At 41.1% G+C, this 20186-nt stretch carries 13 protein-coding genes, 4 tRNA genes, 1 pseudogene and 1 CRISPR repeat array (1 of these 19 running past the window's edge); of the genes and pseudogenes, 4 read left to right on the forward strand and 14 right to left on the reverse strand.

The annotated features are described in order from the left end of the window. Positions 1-1297: direct repeats of the CRISPR family, unit length 28 nt; unit sequence GTTCACTGCCGCACAGGCAGCTTAGAAA; it begins 471 nt to the left of the window's first position. Between the two features lie 64 nt (positions 1298-1361). Next, on the reverse strand, positions 1362-3272 hold the full coding sequence (locus tag ACJJVZ_RS08570) for an aminotransferase class V-fold PLP-dependent enzyme (RefSeq protein ID WP_405599779.1): 1911 nt from the start codon (positions 3270-3272) through the stop codon (positions 1362-1364). A 713-nt stretch (positions 3273-3985) separates the two neighbouring features. Between ACJJVZ_RS08570 and ACJJVZ_RS08575 the strand changes: the two genes are divergently transcribed. After that, positions 3986-5176, forward strand: a complete 1191-nt coding sequence (locus ACJJVZ_RS08575) for an alpha/beta hydrolase (protein WP_405599781.1) — start codon at positions 3986-3988, stop codon at positions 5174-5176. A 205-nt stretch (positions 5177-5381) separates the two neighbouring features. On the opposite strand, the pseudogene ACJJVZ_RS08580 reads toward ACJJVZ_RS08575, so the two are convergent. Then, positions 5382-5492, reverse strand: a pseudogene (locus ACJJVZ_RS08580) (endonuclease III); the annotation flags it as partial. Between the two features lie 142 nt (positions 5493-5634). On the opposite strand from ACJJVZ_RS08580, the gene ACJJVZ_RS08585 reads away from it, so the two are divergent. Then, positions 5635-6264 carry a M23 family metallopeptidase gene (locus tag ACJJVZ_RS08585; protein WP_193154450.1) on the forward strand — a complete coding sequence of 210 codons (630 nt, stop codon included), beginning with the start codon at positions 5635-5637 and terminating at the stop codon, positions 6262-6264. A gap of 121 nt (positions 6265-6385) precedes the next feature. Here the strand turns inward: ACJJVZ_RS08585 and nth are convergent, their stop codons facing one another. From nth to ACJJVZ_RS08645, 12 genes are all read right to left on the reverse strand, one after another. Beyond that, positions 6386-7018, reverse strand: a complete 633-nt coding sequence (gene nth / locus ACJJVZ_RS08590) for an endonuclease III (protein WP_282131249.1) — start codon at positions 7016-7018, stop codon at positions 6386-6388. Positions 7019-7064: 46 nt separating this feature from the next. Beyond that, on the reverse strand, positions 7065-7763 hold the full coding sequence (locus ACJJVZ_RS08595; protein ID WP_193154448.1) for an electron transport complex subunit E: 699 nt from the start codon (positions 7761-7763) through the stop codon (positions 7065-7067). Next, positions 7760-8401 carry an electron transport complex subunit RsxG gene (gene rsxG, locus ACJJVZ_RS08600; protein ID WP_193154447.1) on the reverse strand — a complete coding sequence of 214 codons (642 nt, stop codon included), beginning with the start codon at positions 8399-8401 and terminating at the stop codon, positions 7760-7762. The genes ACJJVZ_RS08595 and rsxG overlap by 4 nt, the downstream gene beginning before the upstream one ends. After that, complete coding sequence (gene rsxD / locus ACJJVZ_RS08605) at positions 8398-9456, reverse strand: electron transport complex subunit RsxD (protein WP_193154446.1); 1059 nt, start codon at positions 9454-9456, stop codon at positions 8398-8400. The genes rsxG and rsxD overlap by 4 nt, the downstream gene beginning before the upstream one ends. Next, entirely contained in the window at positions 9453-11894 is a 2442-nt protein-coding gene (gene rsxC / locus ACJJVZ_RS08610) for an electron transport complex subunit RsxC (RefSeq protein WP_405599785.1), read from the reverse strand. The genes rsxD and rsxC overlap by 4 nt, the downstream gene beginning before the upstream one ends. 8 nt (positions 11895-11902) lie before the next feature. Further along, positions 11903-12457: an electron transport complex subunit RsxB gene (gene rsxB / locus ACJJVZ_RS08615; RefSeq protein WP_007379057.1), complete on the reverse strand. Its 555-nt coding sequence runs from the start codon at positions 12455-12457 to the stop codon at positions 11903-11905. A 1-nt stretch (position 12458) separates the two neighbouring features. Beyond that, complete coding sequence (rsxA, locus tag ACJJVZ_RS08620; RefSeq protein WP_008134172.1) at positions 12459-13040, reverse strand: electron transport complex subunit RsxA; 582 nt, start codon at positions 13038-13040, stop codon at positions 12459-12461. A 253-nt stretch (positions 13041-13293) separates the two neighbouring features. Then, entirely contained in the window at positions 13294-15237 is a 1944-nt protein-coding gene (locus tag ACJJVZ_RS08625) for an EAL domain-containing protein (RefSeq protein ID WP_405599787.1), read from the reverse strand. A 135-nt stretch (positions 15238-15372) separates the two neighbouring features. Beyond that, positions 15373-15449: transfer RNA gene (locus tag ACJJVZ_RS08630), tRNA-Asn, on the reverse strand. 26 nt (positions 15450-15475) lie between these two features. Continuing rightward, positions 15476-15552, reverse strand: a tRNA-Asn gene (locus ACJJVZ_RS08635). A gap of 23 nt (positions 15553-15575) precedes the next feature. Further along, positions 15576-15652 (reverse strand) — tRNA-Asn (locus tag ACJJVZ_RS08640). Positions 15653-15673: 21 nt separating this feature from the next. Continuing rightward, a tRNA-Asn gene (locus ACJJVZ_RS08645) sits at positions 15674-15750 on the reverse strand. Between the two features lie 1065 nt (positions 15751-16815). On the opposite strand from ACJJVZ_RS08645, the gene ACJJVZ_RS08650 reads away from it, so the two are divergent. Beyond that, positions 16816-18195 carry an MATE family efflux transporter gene (locus ACJJVZ_RS08650; RefSeq protein ID WP_405599789.1) on the forward strand — a complete coding sequence of 460 codons (1380 nt, stop codon included), beginning with the start codon at positions 16816-16818 and terminating at the stop codon, positions 18193-18195. Continuing rightward, positions 18192-20186, forward strand: a complete 1995-nt coding sequence (uvrB, locus tag ACJJVZ_RS08655) for an excinuclease ABC subunit UvrB (RefSeq protein ID WP_405599791.1) — start codon at positions 18192-18194, stop codon at positions 20184-20186. The genes ACJJVZ_RS08650 and uvrB overlap by 4 nt, the downstream gene beginning before the upstream one ends.

Here is a 20186-nt window from a genome sequence, read left to right on the forward strand (position 1 = left end):
TTTTATGATGTTCACTGCCGCACAGGCAGCTTAGAAACCAATAGCCGCATCTATAGGGCCATAATTAACGTTCACTGCCGCACAGGCAGCTTAGAAATGATACGTCAGTCGGGGAGGTTGAGTGGAGTGGTTCACTGCCGCACAGGCAGCTTAGAAAAATGGGAATCACCCCATAACTACAATCAAGCTGTTCACTGCCGCACAGGCAGCTTAGAAATGCAATAGCAGAGTTACCAGCAGCACCAAATAGTTCACTGCCGCACAGGCAGCTTAGAAATTGACAACGCTAACGCACAAATCGGCGAGAACGTTCACTGCCGCACAGGCAGCTTAGAAAGTTAGCATTGTTAACCGAGTCGGCAAACGAGTGTTCACTGCCGCACAGGCAGCTTAGAAAGATAACCGTCGATGATGTAACATTAAAACCAAGTTCACTGCCGCACAGGCAGCTTAGAAAGCTTCTGTGCTTGTAGTAAGCCTCTGCAATTTGTTCACTGCCGCACAGGCAGCTTAGAAAATTAGCCAAATAACCCCGCTATTTTTTGCAGTGTTCACTGCCGCACAGGCAGCTTAGAAAAATGAGTTCGGGCTATCTGTGTGGAGCATAATGTTCACTGCCGCACAGGCAGCTTAGAAAAAACATCAGCGCTATGTTTTTTATCGCTTACAGTTCACTGCCGCACAGGCAGCTTAGAAAAACTGAGACTTTGCAAAATTAACATTATCAGTGTTCACTGCCGCACAGGCAGCTTAGAAACTATCGAAGCAGCTATTGGTGAAGTGGATACCGTTCACTGCCGCACAGGCAGCTTAGAAAAAATAGGGCGGTACTCGTTACTAACTCGCGACGTTCACTGCCGCACAGGCAGCTTAGAAAATCATGCGAAACGGGTATCCCTTGTATTTCACGTTCACTGCCGCACAGGCAGCTTAGAAATTACTGACGCAGTTAAAAAAGCGGCTGTAGATGTTCACTGCCGCACAGGCAGCTTAGAAAAAACTAAAGGTATTGAATACTTTGATAATGTGGTTCACTGCCGCACAGGCAGCTTAGAAATCACGAAGAAAGCGCTGATATATTCGACACTGGTTCACTGCCGCACAGGCAGCTTAGAAAGCCAAGCGTTGAGGTTTCCGTGCTTGTGCTGGGTTCACTGCCGCACAGGCAGCTTAGAAACTCAGGGCGAACAACTGCAAATACATTTGCAAGTTCACTGCCGCACAGGCAGCTTAGAAAAATTAAGTTCGCGTTATTGCGTTTCAGTGGGGGTTCACTGCCGCACAGGCAGCTTAGAAAAATACTGAGCAGTGTCTTACGACACAGCTCAGTAAGAAAACCGTGACTGTATTACAGGATACCTTTACTTCTTAACCTTGCCTTTAAGAACGTAAATTTCGCCATCGAAACTGCCTTGGATAGTCAGGCCTTGTCCCGCTAACTCTTTGAGGTATTCAATATGATCCTCAGTGATATGCTGGCCTGGTACCAAAAGAGGAATGCCTGGCGGGTAAGGGGTAACTAAACCGGCGCAAATACGGTTGTTACTTTTAGCGATGGGCACAGATTCGCGCTCACCATAAAAAGCATCGCTTGGAATACACGCCAAGTCTATCGCTGGTAAGTTTTCTGGTAAGCGGGCTCTGCGCGTTGATGTTGATAACTTTACCTTACCGCTGTCGAGTTTTTTCAGCGCATTGTACAAACGAATTATTTTTGAACGCGTGCCGCCAAGGGTCAGCAAAACTAAAATAGTGCTGTGAGTGTATTTTTCTATTTCTAGACCAATTTCGTCCAGTAAATATTTATGAATATCCTTTAATGAATAAGGCAATTCGCTAATGTCGATAAGAATTTTTAGCGGATCGTGGCCCATGTTATCACCGCTAAAGTGTGGAAATATTTCCATAAAATCTTGCTTACCTAGCACTTTAATTTGCTTGAGCGAGGCCATTTGTTGTTTAAATTCTTCCACATGATTCAACAAGGCATTAAGCAACTTGTAGCCTTCCATTTCCAATTGCTTTTGGCATACGTCAAGGGACGCAATAAGCTGATATTTTGGCGATGTGCTGGCATAGATACTGTAAATCTCTCGAAAGAAATCGGCATCAAAGTCAGGATCGTTAACATGAATATAAGACGCTTGAGAAAACGCCGATACCACTTTATGCGCTGAGTGGGTGATATAGTCTGCCCCTGCATGAATAGCAGAGTAATAGCGTAAGCTCGGGTGAAACAAAGAGTAAGCAAACCACGCTTCGTCAATAAACACTTTAATACCATGTTGATGGGCAAAGTCGACCACTTGTTTCAGATCGCTCAGTAGGCCATCGTAGGTACAACCGGTAAGAACCAGTAATTTTGCATCGGTATTCTTCTCAATCGTCTGTTTTATGTCGGCCAACGACGGTGGCGCGAAGATCCCATATTTAGGATTTAAAATACTCGACAAATAAATAGGTAAACTCGCTGATTGCAAGATGCCATAGTGCACCGATTTATGACAATTGCGGTCGATGATCACTTTATCGCCTTTGCGAAGCAGTGTCTGCAAGATGATTTTATTTGAGGTAGACGACCCATTTGTGACAAAATAGGTATGTTTAACCTCAAATGTTGCCGCTGCTGATTCTTGAGCCCGACCAATAGTATTGGTGCTGTCTGACAATGAACCTAACGAATCAACCGACACCGACAGGTCGCCAACAAATACATTGCGGCCATAAAACTGATAAAAATCTTTGATATAAGGGGAGTTTCTAAAGCTAGAGCCGCCGCTGTGACCAGGTGTGTGCCATGAATCGTTCGACTCGCCAACATAGCGGCGATACGCTGTCCAAAATGGCGTTTCTGAACGGTCGTCAAAGTCGTTGATCATATAACCTAAAATTGCTTCTGGATCAGAAATTACTTCGTCTTTAAAGAAGAACGACTCAATTTCTTCTGACTCGTTAACAATTTCCAGCCCTTTAGTGTCGTCGCCAATAACATAAACCGGCAACTCAAGACGAATTGCTTTTAATTGCTCGATAAAGCGACTATAAGTTCGTTCGCCAACCTTATTTTGCAAATCCCAGCTGAGTACAACCGCTTGAATATCACCATCTTCTTCTACACTTTCCAACGCGTGTTTTAGCTCAAGACGCTCAACAATATCGATATGAATATCGTCTCGCTCGAAATTAGGAATTGTTTTTGACAGATTCGTTGAAAGCTCTTTTAGGGTGATTGGATCTTGCTCAATTAACAAGATACGAAGTATCGGTAGCATGGGGGGTTTCGCAATATAATTTATAATACTCAGTAGCATAACCAAAGGAGTGAGACTTGTGAAATTAATACTTTGATAATGTTCTAATAATTGGGCTGTTTCATTACCACTACTGCGGTGCTGAGGCTAGAGAGCAGAGACCTCCGGCAGCCTGATTATAAAATAAATCACTTTATTCGCATGTTTTTTAACCGCTGAATATGCAACTACAAAGTCTGCTGAAATCACTACCTTCTTAAGCCGTTTTTCCTTACTTATATAAGACACAAAATGTGTAATTACCATCTTCATAATTTTGAGTAAGACTATCTTCTGGTCGCTTTTAGTGAAAACACATAGCTTCCTCTTCCTAGGGCGTGTTGACCTTTGTGGATTGAAATTTGTTCAATCTAGGGGCGATTAAATCGCGGCGCGAGGTTTGTAACCTAGTGGGCTAAGTAAAAACCGAGCAACAAAGAGTTAATCGTCCCTAGAAAGAACCCAAAGGGCAGCGCATGTTTGGTATCTATGCTGCGTTATCGCCTATTTATGGGGAACAACCACACATCACAGGCTCTGCCTTGCCTAAATACCAAACATACTGCTGCAAAATCAATCACGAAAGGTCAACACGCCCTAGGGAGTTCCATTGGTATTGCGCTTTAAAACAAACAACTTTTCATGAAAAGTGTTATTTGGTAGTCTAGAAAAAGTACAATAAATCAAGGAAGTTTATGAACTACTTAAAAAAATTAGGGATTTTTATCCTGTTAACATGCCTCAGTTCTTTTTCATTTGCTGAAGATGTTATTCTTAATGAACACACCATTGAATCCAAAGCATTGGGTGAAAAACAAAAAATTACTGTTTATCTTCCAAATGATTATGATGAAAAGCCAAGCCACCAATATCCAGTTTTATATTTATTAGACGGAAAATACTATAAAAGGATGGTGCAAGGTGTCGTTACCTCGTACTACTCTAATGCGCTTATTCCAGATATTTTGGTTGTTGCCATTGAAAACGAAGATCGCATTCGAGACTATACGCCAAGCCCTCATGAAACCCATAAGGGAACAGGTGGGGCCGATATTTTTCTAGATTATATTGAAAAAGAATTGATTCCCTTTATAGATACAACATATCAAACCTCAGACTTTAGAATATTAAATGGTCATTCCCTAGGTGGACTATTGTCACTTCATGCCTTGCATTCTCGACCTGAATTATTTACGGCACACTTTGCATTGAGCCCTTCGCTTCATTGGGGCAATAAAGAAACGGTTAAAAAACTGAAGAGTTATGTATCTTCCAAAAAGAAATTGAATCAGTTTGTTTATATGAATTTAGGTAACGAAGGGTTCAACTCAGGCACCGACCGGTCTAAGTTAATGCGAAAAGCATTTTTAGAGCTTCAGGGATTCCTACAGGAAACTAAGCCTAGTGGTTTTAGAGTTAAGAGTGAGCTGTTACAGACTTTACCCCATGTAGCAACCAATATTACAGGGTTAACGCATGCATTGAATGAGCTGTATCGAAACTGGTCCCTTCCTTTTGCGGTAATGGAGCAGGGGCGAGAAGGTATAATTAAGCATTTTCAGAACTTATCAGACGACCTCTACTATGAGATAAAGCCTCGCAAGGGTGCCGTCAATTTTGGGGGCGACTATATGACTCATGGCTTGTTTAAGCCAGGTCAGGGGATGGATTTATTTAAATATAATGCCGAACTTTATCCAGATTCTGCTTGGGTGCAATTTAATCTTGCCAAAGCGTATAAAAATAGGGAACAAAATGAGTATGCTAAGCAACAGGCTGAGCTGGCGCTAAAATATATTAGCGATGATGAAGAGGACTTAAAAGAGTCAATTATAGAATTTTTACAAAGTTATGAAGGCGAAAAAATTAAGGAAAAAAAAGGTTAATGGAAATTAATAGTCAATCAAAGGATATAGCACGCAGAGCTTATTCGGGCGATTGACTATGCTTTAGATTAGGCTAGCGATAGGCTGGATTTTATAGAAAGTACAACTTTAAATCGGCTGGAAAAATAGTTCATTGGCGTTTTCGCTAATTATAAAACTAGACTAATCAGCCTTGTCTTTAAATTCACACAAGTCTTCATAATACAGCTGGTACAACCTTTAAAAGTTTTTTCTCAACCTCGACTACGTTTTTGCCCATCGCAAATTTGGTACGGGTAGATACGCGGTCAATATGCGTATCTACCGCGATGGTAGGCTAGCCAAAATATAATTAAAGTAGATTGAAAGCTTATTTTATTTGGTATCTGCTTTTTCTCAGATTGGTAGTTTAATTTTCAACACCTTTAAACCTTTGTGGTACTTTAAGCGACTAATACAGTTTATAGAGGAAAGTATTGATGAAAAAATTTGTTGTAAGCTCGTTATTAATCCCTATTTCTTTAGCTGCTTGCTCAAAGCCGGTGGTCGATTGCACTGTATTTCCAGATCTAGAAAATTCAGTCTATTTGTTACCTTACGAAGTGGGCACCACAAGAAGTGTTTATGCTGCTACAGAGCATTATCGCGCCTCGAACAATGGGGTAGGTACTTTTGCAATAGATTTTGTAATGCCTATTGGTACTAAAATAGTTGCATCTAGAGAGGGTGAAGTCGTAAGTGTTCGAGAGGTTTTTGAAGATGGAAATAATAAAGATTTGGAAGAAAATTATATCTTTATTCAACATGATGATGGCTCAGTAGCAAGATATTTCCACCTTACAGAAAATGGCTCATTTGTATCAAAAGGAGATAAAGTAAAAGCGGGAGATATTATAGGGTTAAGTGGTAATACCGGACAAAGTGGGGGCCCTCACTTGCACTTTGATGTTCAAAAGTGTGGACCAAATTTACCACCCAATTATAATGTTCTTCCTTGTGGTCAAACTATTCCAATTACTTTTAAGAATACACATACTCATTCTTGTGGATTAAAGAGCGGATCGGAATACAAAGCGTTTAAATATGATGATAAAAGGGGAAAACTCTAACTAACCTTAGTTTTACAGTTAACAATATTGCGCTTAAAAGATTTATTTGCTCAATGGACCGATATTTCAATGCTAAAACAGATCAGAGTATAACATGTATAACTTTGATCTTGACTCAAACCTACTCAGTCTTGTCTTTAAACTCACACAAGTCTTCAATAATACAACTGCCGCATTTTGGTTTGCGGGCTGTACAAGTATAACGCCCGTGTAGAATCAGCCAGTGATGTACATCGACTTTAAATTCAGCTGGTACAACCTTTAAAAGTTTTTTCTCAACCTCGACTACGTTTTTGCCCATCGCAAATTTGGTACGGTTAGATACGCGGTCAATGTGCGTGTCTACCGCGATGGTAGGCCAGCCAAAGGCGGTATTGAGTACAACATTAGCTGTTTTACGGCCAACGCCTGGAAGGGCTTCTAGGGCTTCACGATTTTCTGGCACGATGCTGTTATGTTCATCAACCAATATTTGGCACATTTTATACACGTTGGCCGCTTTTGAATTAAATAAACCGATTGTTTTTATATAATCACGCAGTGTATCGTGGCCTATATCTAAAATGGCTTGTGGTGTATTAGCAACAGGGAACAGTTTTCGGGTGGCTTTGTTAACACCGACATCTGTAGCTTGTGCTGAGAGTGTTACGGCTACCAGTAATTCAAACGGGCTTGAATATTCAAGCTCGGTTTCTGGGTGTGGGTTGTTATCGCGTAAGCGAGACAGTATTTGGTGACGTTTTTCTTTATTCATGCAACTTAAAACGCATTAGCTTTTGCTAAGTTAATGCGCTTTCCCCTTAAGTTAAGCTAGTAACACGTGCTCGAGGGCCTTTTTCAGCCTCTGGCGGTGCGATTTGTTTTGATTTTATTTGTGCGTCTATTACGTTTTTAGCCGCAATAAGCAGCCCTAGGCCTAAAAATGCGCCGGGTGGCAAAATGGCGAGTAAAAATTGGTTATCAAAGCTAAATACTTCAATGCGTAAGCTTTGTGCCCACGGGCCTAATAATAAATCGGCGCTGTCGAATAACGTACCTTGGCCAATTAGTTCACGCATAGCACCTAAAACGACCAGTACAATCATAAAGCCCAAGCCCATCATTAAGCCATCAAAGGCTGATAAGTGAATTGGGTTTTTAGATGCGTACGCTTCAGCACGGCCAATAATGGCGCAGTTAGTAACAATCAACGGAATAAAAATTCCTAATGATTGGTAAAGCCCAAATGTATAGGCGTTCATGAGTAACTGCACTATGGTTACAAAGCCTGCGATGATCATGACAAACACCGGAATACGAATATCTTTTGGTACCCAGTTTCTTACGATTGATACGCTTACGTTAGAGCCGACTAAAACAAGCAGTGTTGCAAGCCCTAGACCCAGTGCATTTGTAATTGTAGAGGTAACAGCTAGCAGCGGGCAAAGACCTAAAAGCTGCACTAGGGCAGGGTTATTTACCCATACACCTTCTTTATATAATGTTTTTAATTCGCTCATTTAGTTACCTCTGCACATGTGGCGTTAGGCGCGGCAAAAATAGCATCAAATTCACTCTGTGCGAACAGCACTGCGTTTTTTACTGAGCCAACCACTGCACGAGGCGTAATGGTGGCTCCTGTGAACTGATCAAATTGTCCCCCGTCTTTTTTAACGGCCCAGCGAGCATCGTTTTCGCTTTGCACTGTTAAACTTTTAAAGGTGGTGATCCAAGAGGATTTTTTAACTTCTACCTTATCACCTAAACCTGGGGTTTCTTCGTGTTTAGTGGTGCGCACGCCTGCAATAGTACCATCACTTAAAACGGCCGTTAGCAAGTTAATATCGCCACTGTAACCACTTGGTGTAACATGCCTTACAACAAGAGCAACGGGTTTGTTATTTTTGCGGGCGCGATAAATTATTTGATTAGCATAAGGGCCTAACCGTTCATCTGAAATAATAACGCAATCGGTTGAAAGCGCGTTATCGTAAGTACTCGGGTCAAGTACTTCTTGCAATTGAGACGTCAGATGTAATTGCTCTTGTTCGGCAATTTTATCGGCTGTTAATGCATTAATTGACGCAACGAGCCCCGTGGTTACAAGGGCAAATGCGGTTAAAATAGCGCCATTTTTAGCCATAGATGAAATAATCATTTTACTGCTCCATGCCCATAAGTACGTGGTTGCGTGTAGTAGTCAATCAATGGCACTGCAATGTTTAATAACAGCACTGCAAACGCAACGGCATCCGGAAAACCACCAAAAGTACGAATTAAATACACAAGTAGACCAATTAAAGCACCGTAAATTAAACGACCTTTATTAGTTGTGGCAGCTGATACCGGATCAGTCGCAATAAAGAATGCCCCCATCATAGTGGCACCACTTAATAAGTGAAATATTGTACCAGGCTCAGTTCCTGGCGCTGCAATATAACCAATGGCGCTGCACATAGCTAAGCTTGCAATAAAGCTCACTGGGATATGCCAGTTAATGACTTTTTCTTTAAGTAGGTATAAACCACCGGCTAAAAAGCCTAAATTAACCCACACCCAGCCAAGGCCTGCCCATTCATTAAATAATGATTTTTGCATGCTTTCGGTCACCGTTAAGCCGTGGCCAATATCGGTTTTAATAGTATCAAGAGGTGTTGCCATCGTGATGCCATCAATACCTGCACGGACTTGGTCTAAGCTGTAACCAAGAGAGGTGAAGTCGGTAAATATTATGCGCAGTTGTTCAGTAAATCCAATCGGGTTATTTAATAAATCAGTCACTGGTAACCATGAGGTCATTTGCACCGGAAATGAGACTAATAACAATACATAGGCTGCCATTGCAGGGTTAAATAAGTTAAACCCTAAGCCGCCATACAATTGTTTAACGATAACAATAGAAAATAAACAACCAATAATAATTATCCACCACGGGGCTAAAGGCGGAATGCTTAACGCTAATAACACAGCGGTTAGCCATGCACTGCCATCACTTAATGCAGGCCAAATAGGACGCTTACGCAAAAACATTATGGCCGCTTCAAAAACCGTTACTGCAGTTAATGCCAGTACTAACTGAATGAGCACGCCAGTGCCAAAAAATACAACTTGAGCAATGAGTCCAGGAATACACGCAGCTATAACGGTGAGCATTAATCGCGTTAACGATTTATGACTGTGATTATGCGGCGAACTGGCCATGGTTAATTTCATGACTGATCATTTCCTTCTTTTTGTAACTTTTTGGCTTTTGCTCGGGCAATAGCGGCAGCAACAGCTGCTTTTTTCTTATCGTCGCTTGATTTAGGTACGTTAGCGTCAATAGAGCTAGATGAATTGTCAGTATTATCGGGTGCGTTTGGTGTTTCTGCGTCTTGAAGTGCTTTAGCCGCTTTTTTGGCTTTGGCACGGGCAATCGCAGCGGCAACGGCTGCTTTTTTGTCATCAACTGGCGCATCAGTTTGCGGCGCTTCACTAATGGCAGGCTCTGCATTTTCTAATGCTTTAGCTGCTTTTTTCGCTTTGGCGCGTGCAATAGCAGCGGCAACGGGTGCTTTTTTGTCATCAACTGGCGCTTCGCTTTGTGGCGTTTCACTAACGACTGGTTCGGCGTCTTCTAATGCTTTGGCCGCCTTTTTGGCTTTGGCGCGTGCAATCGCAGCGGCAACGGCTGCTTTTTTGTCATCAACTGGCGCATCAGTTTGTGGTGCTTCACTCACGGTTGGCTCTGCGTCTTCTAATGCTTTGGCCGCCTTTTTGGCTTTGGCGCGTGCAATAGCAGCGGCAACGGCGGCTTTTTTATCATCAACTGGCGCTTCGCTTTGCGGCACTTCACTCTCAGCAGGCTCAGTAGCTTCATTTGCTTGCGCTGCTTTTTTAGCTTTAGCGCGGGCAATAGCAGCGGCAACGGCGGCTTTTTTGTCATCAACTGGTGCATCGCTTTGTGGCGTTTCACTCACGGCTGATTCATCTGTTTGAGATTTTTGATCTTTATATTTTCGCGCTTGTTCTTTACGAAGTGCGCGTTCTTTTGCGACTTCACTATTATCAGGCTCTAACTCAGCTGATTGATCGCCGAGTTTTTTAGCTTTAGCACGGGCGATAGCGGCAGCAACAGCCGATTTTTCATCGCCATTATCTGATTTACTTTTAACGCGGGCTAGCGCATCAGCCACTTTTTGTTTCTCGTCAGCTGATTTAGTCGCAGGCTTGCGTTTATGACGGTTTTGCCTTTCTTCTTGCTCGCGATCTAAGCGCTCTTTACGTGCATCAAAGCGCTCTTTTGCGCGATCGGCTTTAATTTTATCAGCCTGTTGTTCTTTTATTTCCACTTTGGCGACACGGTAGTATTGCACAAGTGGGATTTCACTTGGGCAAACATAGGCACATGCACCACATTCAATACAATCAAATAAATTGTGTTCCTGGAGTTTGTCGTATTCTTTTGATTTAGCAAACCATTGTAATTGTTGCGGTAATAAAGAGGCAGGGCAAGCATCAGCACACGCACTACAGCGAATACAGGCTTTTTCAGGGCCTGGCTCTGCAAGTTCTTTATGATCAGGCGCTAGTATGCAGTTAGTTGTTTTTACAACGCCAATACGGACTGTGGGCAGAGTAAAGCCCATCATCGGGCCGCCCATAACAACGCGTTGCTGTGGTACAGGTGAAAAACCTTGGCAATCAAGTAAGTGTTTTATTTCAGTGCCTAATAAAGCCCACACATTACCAGGTTTATGGATAGTATTACCCGTAACCGTCACTACCCGTTCAATGAGTGGTTTACCTTCGTACACAGCTTGCTGCACGGCAAACAACGTACCTGTGTTGTACACAAGCACGCCAATATCTGCCGGTATGCCGGCGCTTGGCACTTCACGATTAGTGAGTAGCTTAATGAGTTGTTTTTCACCGCCCGATGGGTAAATAGTCGGGACCGTTTGCACAATTATTTTTTCGTTATGCTCAGCCGCCTTACTCATCGCTATGATAGCTTCGGGTTTGTTATCTTCAATGCCTACAATACATAGCGTTGGGTTTAGCAACTGTTGCATGAGTTCCAGGCCTTGAATGACCTCAATTGCATGCTCACGCATTAAGGTGTCGTCGGCTGTAATATAGGGTTCACACTCAACCGCATTAACTATCAAAAACTCAATAGGTTGCTTTGTGTCAGCTTTTATATAGGTAGGAAAACCTGCGCCGCCCATACCGCTAATGCCTGCTTGATGAATTATATTTACTAATTCGTCGTGACTCAGCGTTGTTGGATTATTAATTGGGTTAAGTGCCACCCATTCATCTTTACCATCTGGTTCAATAACAACACTTAGCTCTGGTAATGCAGAAGGGTGCGCCGAAGGCTGTGGAGCTATATCAGTAATAATCCCCGAACTTGGTGCATGCACAGGTACTGACCAGTTAGCAACAGGAGCCGTTAAAGCTTGGCCTTTAAGTACATGTTGGCCTTTTTCGACAAGTAGCTTACCGTTTGCGCCTATGTGTTGCTTTAGCGCCACTACGAGCTTATCGGGCAATGGTAGGCGCGTAATGCTCGCACTATTAGAGAGTGATTTTTGTTGTGGTGGGTGTATGCCGCCAGGAAATGGCCAAACAACCCCTTTTTTTATTTGTTCAAGTAACTTATCCACTCAAACCTCTAATCTATTTGTGTAACTGGAATAGCATCTAGCTGCCATTTCCAGTTTTGTTTAGTTTCGGCTACAGGCAGCATATCAATGCAATCTACAGGGCAGGGCTCAACACATAAATCGCAGCCGGTACATTCATCAATTAATACCGTGTGCATTTGGCGAGTAGCGCCTAAAATAGCGTCAACAGGGCAAGCCTGAATACACTTAGTACAGCCAATACATTCGTCTTCGCGAATGTAGGCTACTGTTTTTATTGGCTCTGCTTGTTCGCCGCCGGCAAGTGGTTTTTCATCAACACCCATTAAGCCTGCAAGCTTTTTCATGGTTGCTTCGCCGCCAGGTGGGCATTTATTTATTTCATCACCATTTGCAATTGCTTCTGCATAGGGACGACAACCAGGGTAGCCACATTGTCCGCACTGGGTTTGCGGTAAAATGGTGTCTATTTGCTCAACAATGGGATTGCTCTCTACGCGAAATCGTATCGCAGCAAATCCTAAAATCAACCCAAAAACCAGCGCTAGTGAGCCAAGCGCAATTAAGGCATAAAACAAGGTCATATTAAAATTTCACTAATCCGGTAAAGCCCATAAACGCCATCGACATTAAGCCTGCGGTTATCATGGCAATAGAGGCGCCTTTAAAAGGGGTGGGTACGTCAGCTGCTGCTAAACGCTCACGTAATGCTGCAAATAATACCAGCACCAACGAAAAGCCAACCGCAGCGCCAAAACCATACACTGCCGATTGTAAAAATGAGTGATCTTCTTTGATATTTAATAAGGCGACACCTAATACAGCACAGTTAGTGGTTATTAGCGGTAAAAATATTCCTAATAAGCGATACAGAGTTGGGCTCGTTTTACGTACCACCATTTCGGTAAATTGCACCACAACGGCAATCACTAAAATAAAGCTCATTGTGCGCAAAAACTCGATGTCGAGTGGGATTAAAATATACTGATTTACTAAATAGCTGGTAACAGAGGCGAGCGTAAGCACAAAAGTAGTCGCCAAAGACATACCAATAGCCGTATCAAGTTTCCCTGATACGCCCATAAAAGGACATAAGCCTAAAAATTGTACTAATACAAAGTTATTAACCAGAACAGTACCAATCAATAACAAGACATATTCAGTCATACGAGCCTCGCGCTATTAAAATCAGAGGTATTATCCTTTTTTCTGATGTGATTAACAACATATGCAGTGATTATCATTTAAATAAACGATATTAATTTAAGGGGTAACAACAAAGGTGTAAAAATACTGTGATTTGTATGTGATCTTTACTTTAAAATTATGACTTTAATAGTACAAATTTATAAAAAACGATCACACTAATATATACTTTAAAACTAAAAAAGTAGGGGGATAAGTGTTTGGGAGGTGGCCGTTACATATCTTTAGGTTTTTCTATGTAATAGCCTTGTACACCATCTAAAAGAAGAGTCTCAACAATATGCTTTTCTTCTTGACTTTCAACACCTTCTGCAAACACGCTAACACCTATTCTGTGTGCTAAGTCGACCATAAGTCGCATAAAGTATTGATTGTTTTTGTCATCTTCTAAACCACGAGTGTAGCTTGCATCCATTTTAATAAAGTCAGGCTTTAAATCACGGAAAAATTTAAATGAGGTTAAACCAACACCAAAGCGTTCAACAGTAATACGAGCACCAACTCGATGTACCATATCAATAAAGCGTTTACTGGCTTTAATATTTTGTTGTAAACCAAATTCACTCACTTCAAAAATAAGTTTTGACGCAATGTGCGTATCTTTTAGCAAGCGTCGCTCTAACCAAATGACAAATTGATCATTATGCGCACTTGAGGCGGTTACATTCAGCCCAAAGTTTTTTTCAGAAAGGTTGCGAGTTTTTATTTTCTCAAGTGAAGAATCAATAATTAACTTATCTATATCTATGGCCATATCAAGCTTTTCGGCCATTGCTAAAAACGAAGCGGTAGGAAGCGTTTGGTTTTCTTCGGTTTTAAAGCGAACTTGAATTTCGGCATAGGCTTTACTGTTTTTACCTAAAGGCATAATGTTTTGCATAACTAAATGAACGCGCTTGGATTCAATAACTTCGTTAATTACTTTACGCCAGTTTTGATTACCAAAACCTGCACTTGCATTGTTAATTAAGTCGGTTTCGCGTTGAACGTGCCATGCATTTACTTGTTTTGATTGCGCCATACTCATGGCGTTATCAACAATCGAAAGCAGCTCGCCTAACGGTTTGCCTTTTTCGTAACCCACAATTCCCGTGTTAGCTACTGAGCTTAGTTCTTGGTTTTGTTGATACTGCGTAAAACGAGACTGTAAGTTTTCGCCAAAGCGCTCAGCTTCTTTCAAAGGCACATGAGGCAGTACGACAGCAAAATCAGAACTATTTAATCGAAACACTTGGCTGCCTGTATAAGTGCCACTTATGTGTTTAACTATATCTGCAACAGCTTTGACGTATTCGTCGCCTTTTTGGTAGCCACGTGTTTGATTTATAATTTGCAGTTCGCTACAGCGGATCATTGCGAGTGATCCGAATGTACTTTGTTCTACGTTTTCAATATTTTTTTCGTAATACTCAACAAACATATTGCGGTTGCCAAGTGCCGTAATTACATCTTTATACGCTTCTTGTTTAATACTTAATGCAGCATTTTGAATGTCGTCATTTTTTGACTTTAAAAAGTAGGACAAACGGTTAAAGCTCGGCACGAGATCTTTACCTAGCTTTTGCAATTTAGAGCCGTCTAATGCAATTTTTAAATCGTTACTTGCTTGGTTTTGGTTGATATAAATATCGATGACATCGGCAATAGTCATACTGATATTTCTATTCAAACGATAAAAAATAGATTTCATTAAAATAACAGGAATAATGACTAAAATAGCAGACATAAAAAACACAATAAAAAACGATGTTTGCAGTTGTTCGCCAAGATGCTGAATATTAATTGTAAATTCAACTTTAATATCGGCTGCGGTATTAACTGCAAACTGTGGTCGTACAGAATTAAAAACAGACTCTATAAACTGAGCAAACACAGGGAGGCGAGCAGGGGAGTTTATAGTAAATACTTCAGCCCCTTGGAAGTCTCTTAACGTAAAGCGTGAGAATGTTTTACCATCGGCAAGCGCGTTTTTTAAATTTTGGGCGGCTTCGTCATTAAAAGAAGAATTATCAATATATTTCGTTATTGTATTTTGCGCATTTATTTGTGCGTCGCTTACTGCGCTATCAAACTGAGCGGATATAAAGTAAGTTCCTGCAACTACGCATAATAGCCAAGAGATAAGTTGTATAAGAATAAGTTTTTTAAAGCCGGCCATTTTTAAGTCTTTTAATTCGAAAGGGAAGGGATCAAATATTAGATTAATAAACTAAGTTTAATGCATTCAATCATGCTTTAGTTATGGCGTTTATGGTAGTGTAATTTAAGAGGAATGTCTATGAATTATTAGAATTGGCTCCCCCTCCCCGACTCGAACGGGGGACCTGCGGATTAACAGTCCGTCGCTCTAACCAACTGAGCTAAGGGGGAACTAAAGTAGTGCTGTTATTATGATTTGGCTCCCCCTCCCCGACTCGAACGGGGGACCTGCGGATTAACAGTCCGTCGCTCTAACCAACTGAGCTAAGGGGGAACTACATATCATAATCATAAACTTGGCTCCCCCTCCCCGACTCGAACGGGGGACCTGCGGATTAACAGTCCGTCGCTCTAACCAACTGAGCTAAGGGGGAATCGTTTATGGTTGAAAAACTTGGCTCCCCCTCCCCGACTCGAACGGGGGACCTGCGGATTAACAGTCCGTCGCTCTAACCAACTGAGCTAAGGGGGAAGCGTCTTGCCTTTCAACGGGGCGAAATATTAATGACCTCACCGCAAACTGTCAACATATAAAAGATCATAAATTGAAAAAAGAGGTTTATTCGTTGTTTTTATACTCAATCTGCGTGTTTTCTGGCTTTATTTAGGTTTTTTTCCAGAAATTTTAGGTGCTAGAACACGATGTAAATTGTTTTTTTATTTAATTTATAGTGTTCATTGAGTAAATAAAATACAGTTTTTAAGTACTTAGTTAACGAAAGTCAGCTAAAAAACATAAAAAGAAGGTTTCATTCTTTTTATAAAAATAGTCTTTGTTCTTTTTAAATGAGCAGGTTTTTGTAAATCTGGTTTTAAGTACAATTTAAAATAAATTAATTTTTACGTAAAACAGTTCTCATTTTATACGCACGTTAAAGATAGCGAATAAATAGTTCAAAAATAATACAATCAATAACTTGCGGTATACTTATACAAAATTTATTTAGCCTAACACAAGTGATAATAGAGACGGTTTTACTAGTGAATGTGTTTTTTTGTTGAAATTGTAAAAATGGCATTAATAGAACATCTGATGTTGGTAAAGACTAACTAAAGAGTTTGGTTCTGTGAAAGCCTTTATAAATGCGGCTTTGAATGAGTTATCCACGGTTTCTGTGGATAACTCTGTTTATGAAACCTGAAGAACATTAGCGGCACTAGAGCTGTAGGGTGCTACACCGATTTCAAGCTTTTAAATCATTATTTTTATATCTATAAAAAACAATAGGTTAATCTTTTTGGTTTGTATCAGGGAACCTGATGAAAGAAATTATTCGTCACGATAAATCAAAGCATTGCTTTGTGCGAAAAAGCATCAGTAATAAGTGGTTGTTTGTAATAAAAGTAACGAAAATGTGTTTTAATTGTTTTTTAGGCTGTTAAGGCTCTATTTTAACAAAAATACGTAAAAATCCACATTAACTCTTTTTTAAAATCCTTACTTAAGCGGCTACTACAAATCTATTGATAAATCCGTGGCTTGAATTGCCTTGATGCTTTAAAATGATCAGCTCAGTAAAAGAGGCTAATTTATACCATGCGCGCAATTTCAAAAACTCAGACTCGCCCTGATTTACTAAACGATCCAATTCCTGCAACACTAAAGAAAATGACCATTCCGATGATTTTTGGCATGATCACTTTGATGATGTTTAATATTGTTGATACATTCTTTATTAGTTTATTAGGTACAGACCCACTTGCTGCCGTGAGCTTTACGTTTCCTGTTACGTTTACGGTTATTAGTTTGGCAATTGGATTAGGGATAGGCACCTCTGCGGTAATCGGTAAAGCGCTTGGCAGTAATAAAATAGATGAAGCGCGCTTTGATGCAAGTATTTCTATACTTGTGGCGTTTGTTTTAGTGCTTATTTTATCGTTTATTGGGTATTTGCTAATCGATCCCATTTTTACGTTATTAGGCGCAGGCCAGCAAGTACTTCCTTTAATACATGAATACATGAATGTGTGGTTTATTGGTAGTGTATTTTTAATTACGCCAATGATTGGTAATTCGGTATTACGTGCCAGTGGCGATACTAAAACGCCAAGTATTGTGATGGGCGGAGCAGGGCTTATAAACGCAGTACTCGATCCCCTTCTTATTTTTGGATTTGGGCCTATTCCAGCAATGGGTATCCAAGGCGCGGCCATTGCGAGTGTAATTGCATGGGGAGTTGCTGTCGTTATTATTTTATATGTACTGATAGTAAAAAAACGATTGTTGAGTTTAAAAGCAGGTTCTCAAACAGTGATCGGCGCTATTCGTAAAATGTTAAAAATAGGTTTACCTGCCGCAGGGGCAAACATGTTGACCCCAGTTGCAATGGCTGTAATGACTGCTATGGTTGCTCATCATGGTCCAGAAGCCGTTGCTGCATTTGGTGTTGGCAGCAGAATTGAGTCTATAGCCAGTATCCTTGTACTTGCTTTGTCGATGACACTCCCGCCGTTTGTGAGCCAGAACTTTGGGGCAGGTAACTTATGCAGAGTAAAAGAGGCCTACATTGGTACTTTAAAGTTTGTAATGATTTGGCAATTCGTCATTTATATTATCTTAATTGCCCTTTCTGGCTTTATTAGCCAAATGTTTGGTAAAGAGCAAGCGGTTATAGATGTTATAAAACTCTTTATCTATACCATTCCATTAAGCTATGGCTTGCAAGGAGTGATCATATTATCTAATTCTTCGTTTAATGCATTACACAAACCAATGAATGCATTATTTTTAAGTGCTATTCGTTTATTCGTTTTCTACTTACCATTTGCTTATATAGGCAATGAACTTGCTGGTTTAACTGGCCTATTTATTGGTGCCGCGTTGGGTAATTTATTTACCGCATTAGTATCTTATAAGTGGTTTGTAAAAGAGCTTGAAGCTTTGAGCCGTCAATCGTTAAAGGAGTGCACTAATTGAGCGATCATTTTCAACTAAAATCACACTTTAAGCCAGCGGGCGATCAGCCCACGGCTATTAAACAGCTGTGCGAGGGATTAGAAGCTGGACTTGCGCACCAAACTTTACTCGGTGCTACAGGTACAGGTAAAACCTTTACTATGGCTAATATTATTAACGACCTAAATCGTCCGACAATAATAATGGCGCATAATAAAACACTAGCCGCACAGTTATACGGTGAGATGAAAGAATTTTTTCCTAAAAACGCCGTTGAATATTTTGTATCGTATTACGATTACTACCAACCAGAAGCGTACGTTGTGTCAAGCGATACATTCATTGAAAAAGACGCGTCTATTAACGAGCACATAGAGCAAATGCGTTTAAGTGCCACCAAAGCGCTGCTTGAGCGCCGTGATACTATTATTGTGGCATCGGTATCGGCTATTTATGGTCTGGGTGACCCTAAGTCATACATGAAAATGATGCTGCTTTTAAAAGTAGGTGAAAAAGTAGATCAACGCGACATGCTGCGCCGTCTTGCCGAAATACAATATACCCGCAACGACATAGATTTTAGCCGAGGTACATACCGTGTACGTGGCGAAGTGGTCGACATATTCCCTGCAGAATCAGACACATTTGCTGTTCGAGTAGAAATGTTTGATGATGAAATAGAGCGCTTGAGCATTTTTGATCCGCTCACTGGCGCTGTCGAAAAGCATATAATACGCACCACTATTTATCCAAAAACACACTATGTTACCCCGCGTGAAAAAATACTCGGTGCTATCGATAAAATACAAGAAGAACTCAAAGAGCGACGAGCTCAGTTACTCAGTGCCAATAAATTAGTAGAAGAGCAACGCGTAACACAGCGTACGCAATACGATATAGAAATGATGCGGGAGCTAGGTTACTGCTCTGGTATAGAAAACTACAGCCGTTATTTATCAGGTCGTACGCCTGGCGATCCGCCGCCAACATTACTTGATTACTTACCAGACGACGCATTAATGATTATTGATGAATCGCACGTAACCGTATCGCAAATTGGCGCTATGTATAAAGGCGACAGAAGCCGTAAAGAAAACCTTGTTGAATATGGTTTTAGAATGCCCTCAGCAATGGATAACAGACCGCTACGTTTTGAAGAGTTTGAAGCCATAGCACCACAAACTATTTATGTATCTGCAACGCCAGGCGACTTTGAATTAGAGCGCTGCGTAGGTGAAATAGCAGAGCAAGTAATTCGACCTACAGGTTTGCTTGATCCACTCATAGAAGTACGCCCAGTGGGGGATCAGGTTGATGACCTCCTATCAGAAATTTATAAAAGTGTGGAGAAGCGCGAGCGGGTACTGGTCACCACATTAACCAAGCGTATGTCGGAGGATTTAACCGACTATTTAAGTGAGCATGGTGTAAAAGTACGTTACTTGCATTCTGACATTGATACGGTTGAACGAGTCGAAATTATTCGCGATTTACGTGCGGGAGTATTTGATGTGTTGGTGGGTATTAACTTACTTCGAGAGGGCCTGGATATGCCAGAAGTGGCGCTAGTAGCGATACTTGATGCAGACAAAGAAGGCTTTTTACGCTCTGCACGTTCAATTATTCAAACCATTGGTCGTGCTGCTCGTCACTTAGATGGTCGCGCAATTTTATACGGTGATAAAATTACAAAATCGATGGCTAAGGCCATGGACGAAACAGCGCGCAGACGCGAAATTCAGCATGCTTATAATATTGAACACGGTATTGAACCGCATTCGTTAGCCAAAAAGATTCTTGATGCGATGGATATAGGCGAAGACGCTGGGCCTAAAGATAACCTTAAACTTGTTCGTAAAGACTCTAAAAAGGTACTTAGTGCGAAAGAAATTTCAGTACAAATTAAGCAGCTTGAAACCAAAATGCATGCATACGCAAGCGATTTAGAATTTGAAAAAGCGGGCTCCGTTCGCGACGAAATACATGAACTACAACAACAGTTGATTAATTAA

The organism is Pseudoalteromonas sp. Ld19 (genome assembly GCF_045064135.1).
Lineage (GTDB): Bacteria > Pseudomonadota > Gammaproteobacteria > Enterobacterales > Alteromonadaceae > Pseudoalteromonas > Pseudoalteromonas aliena.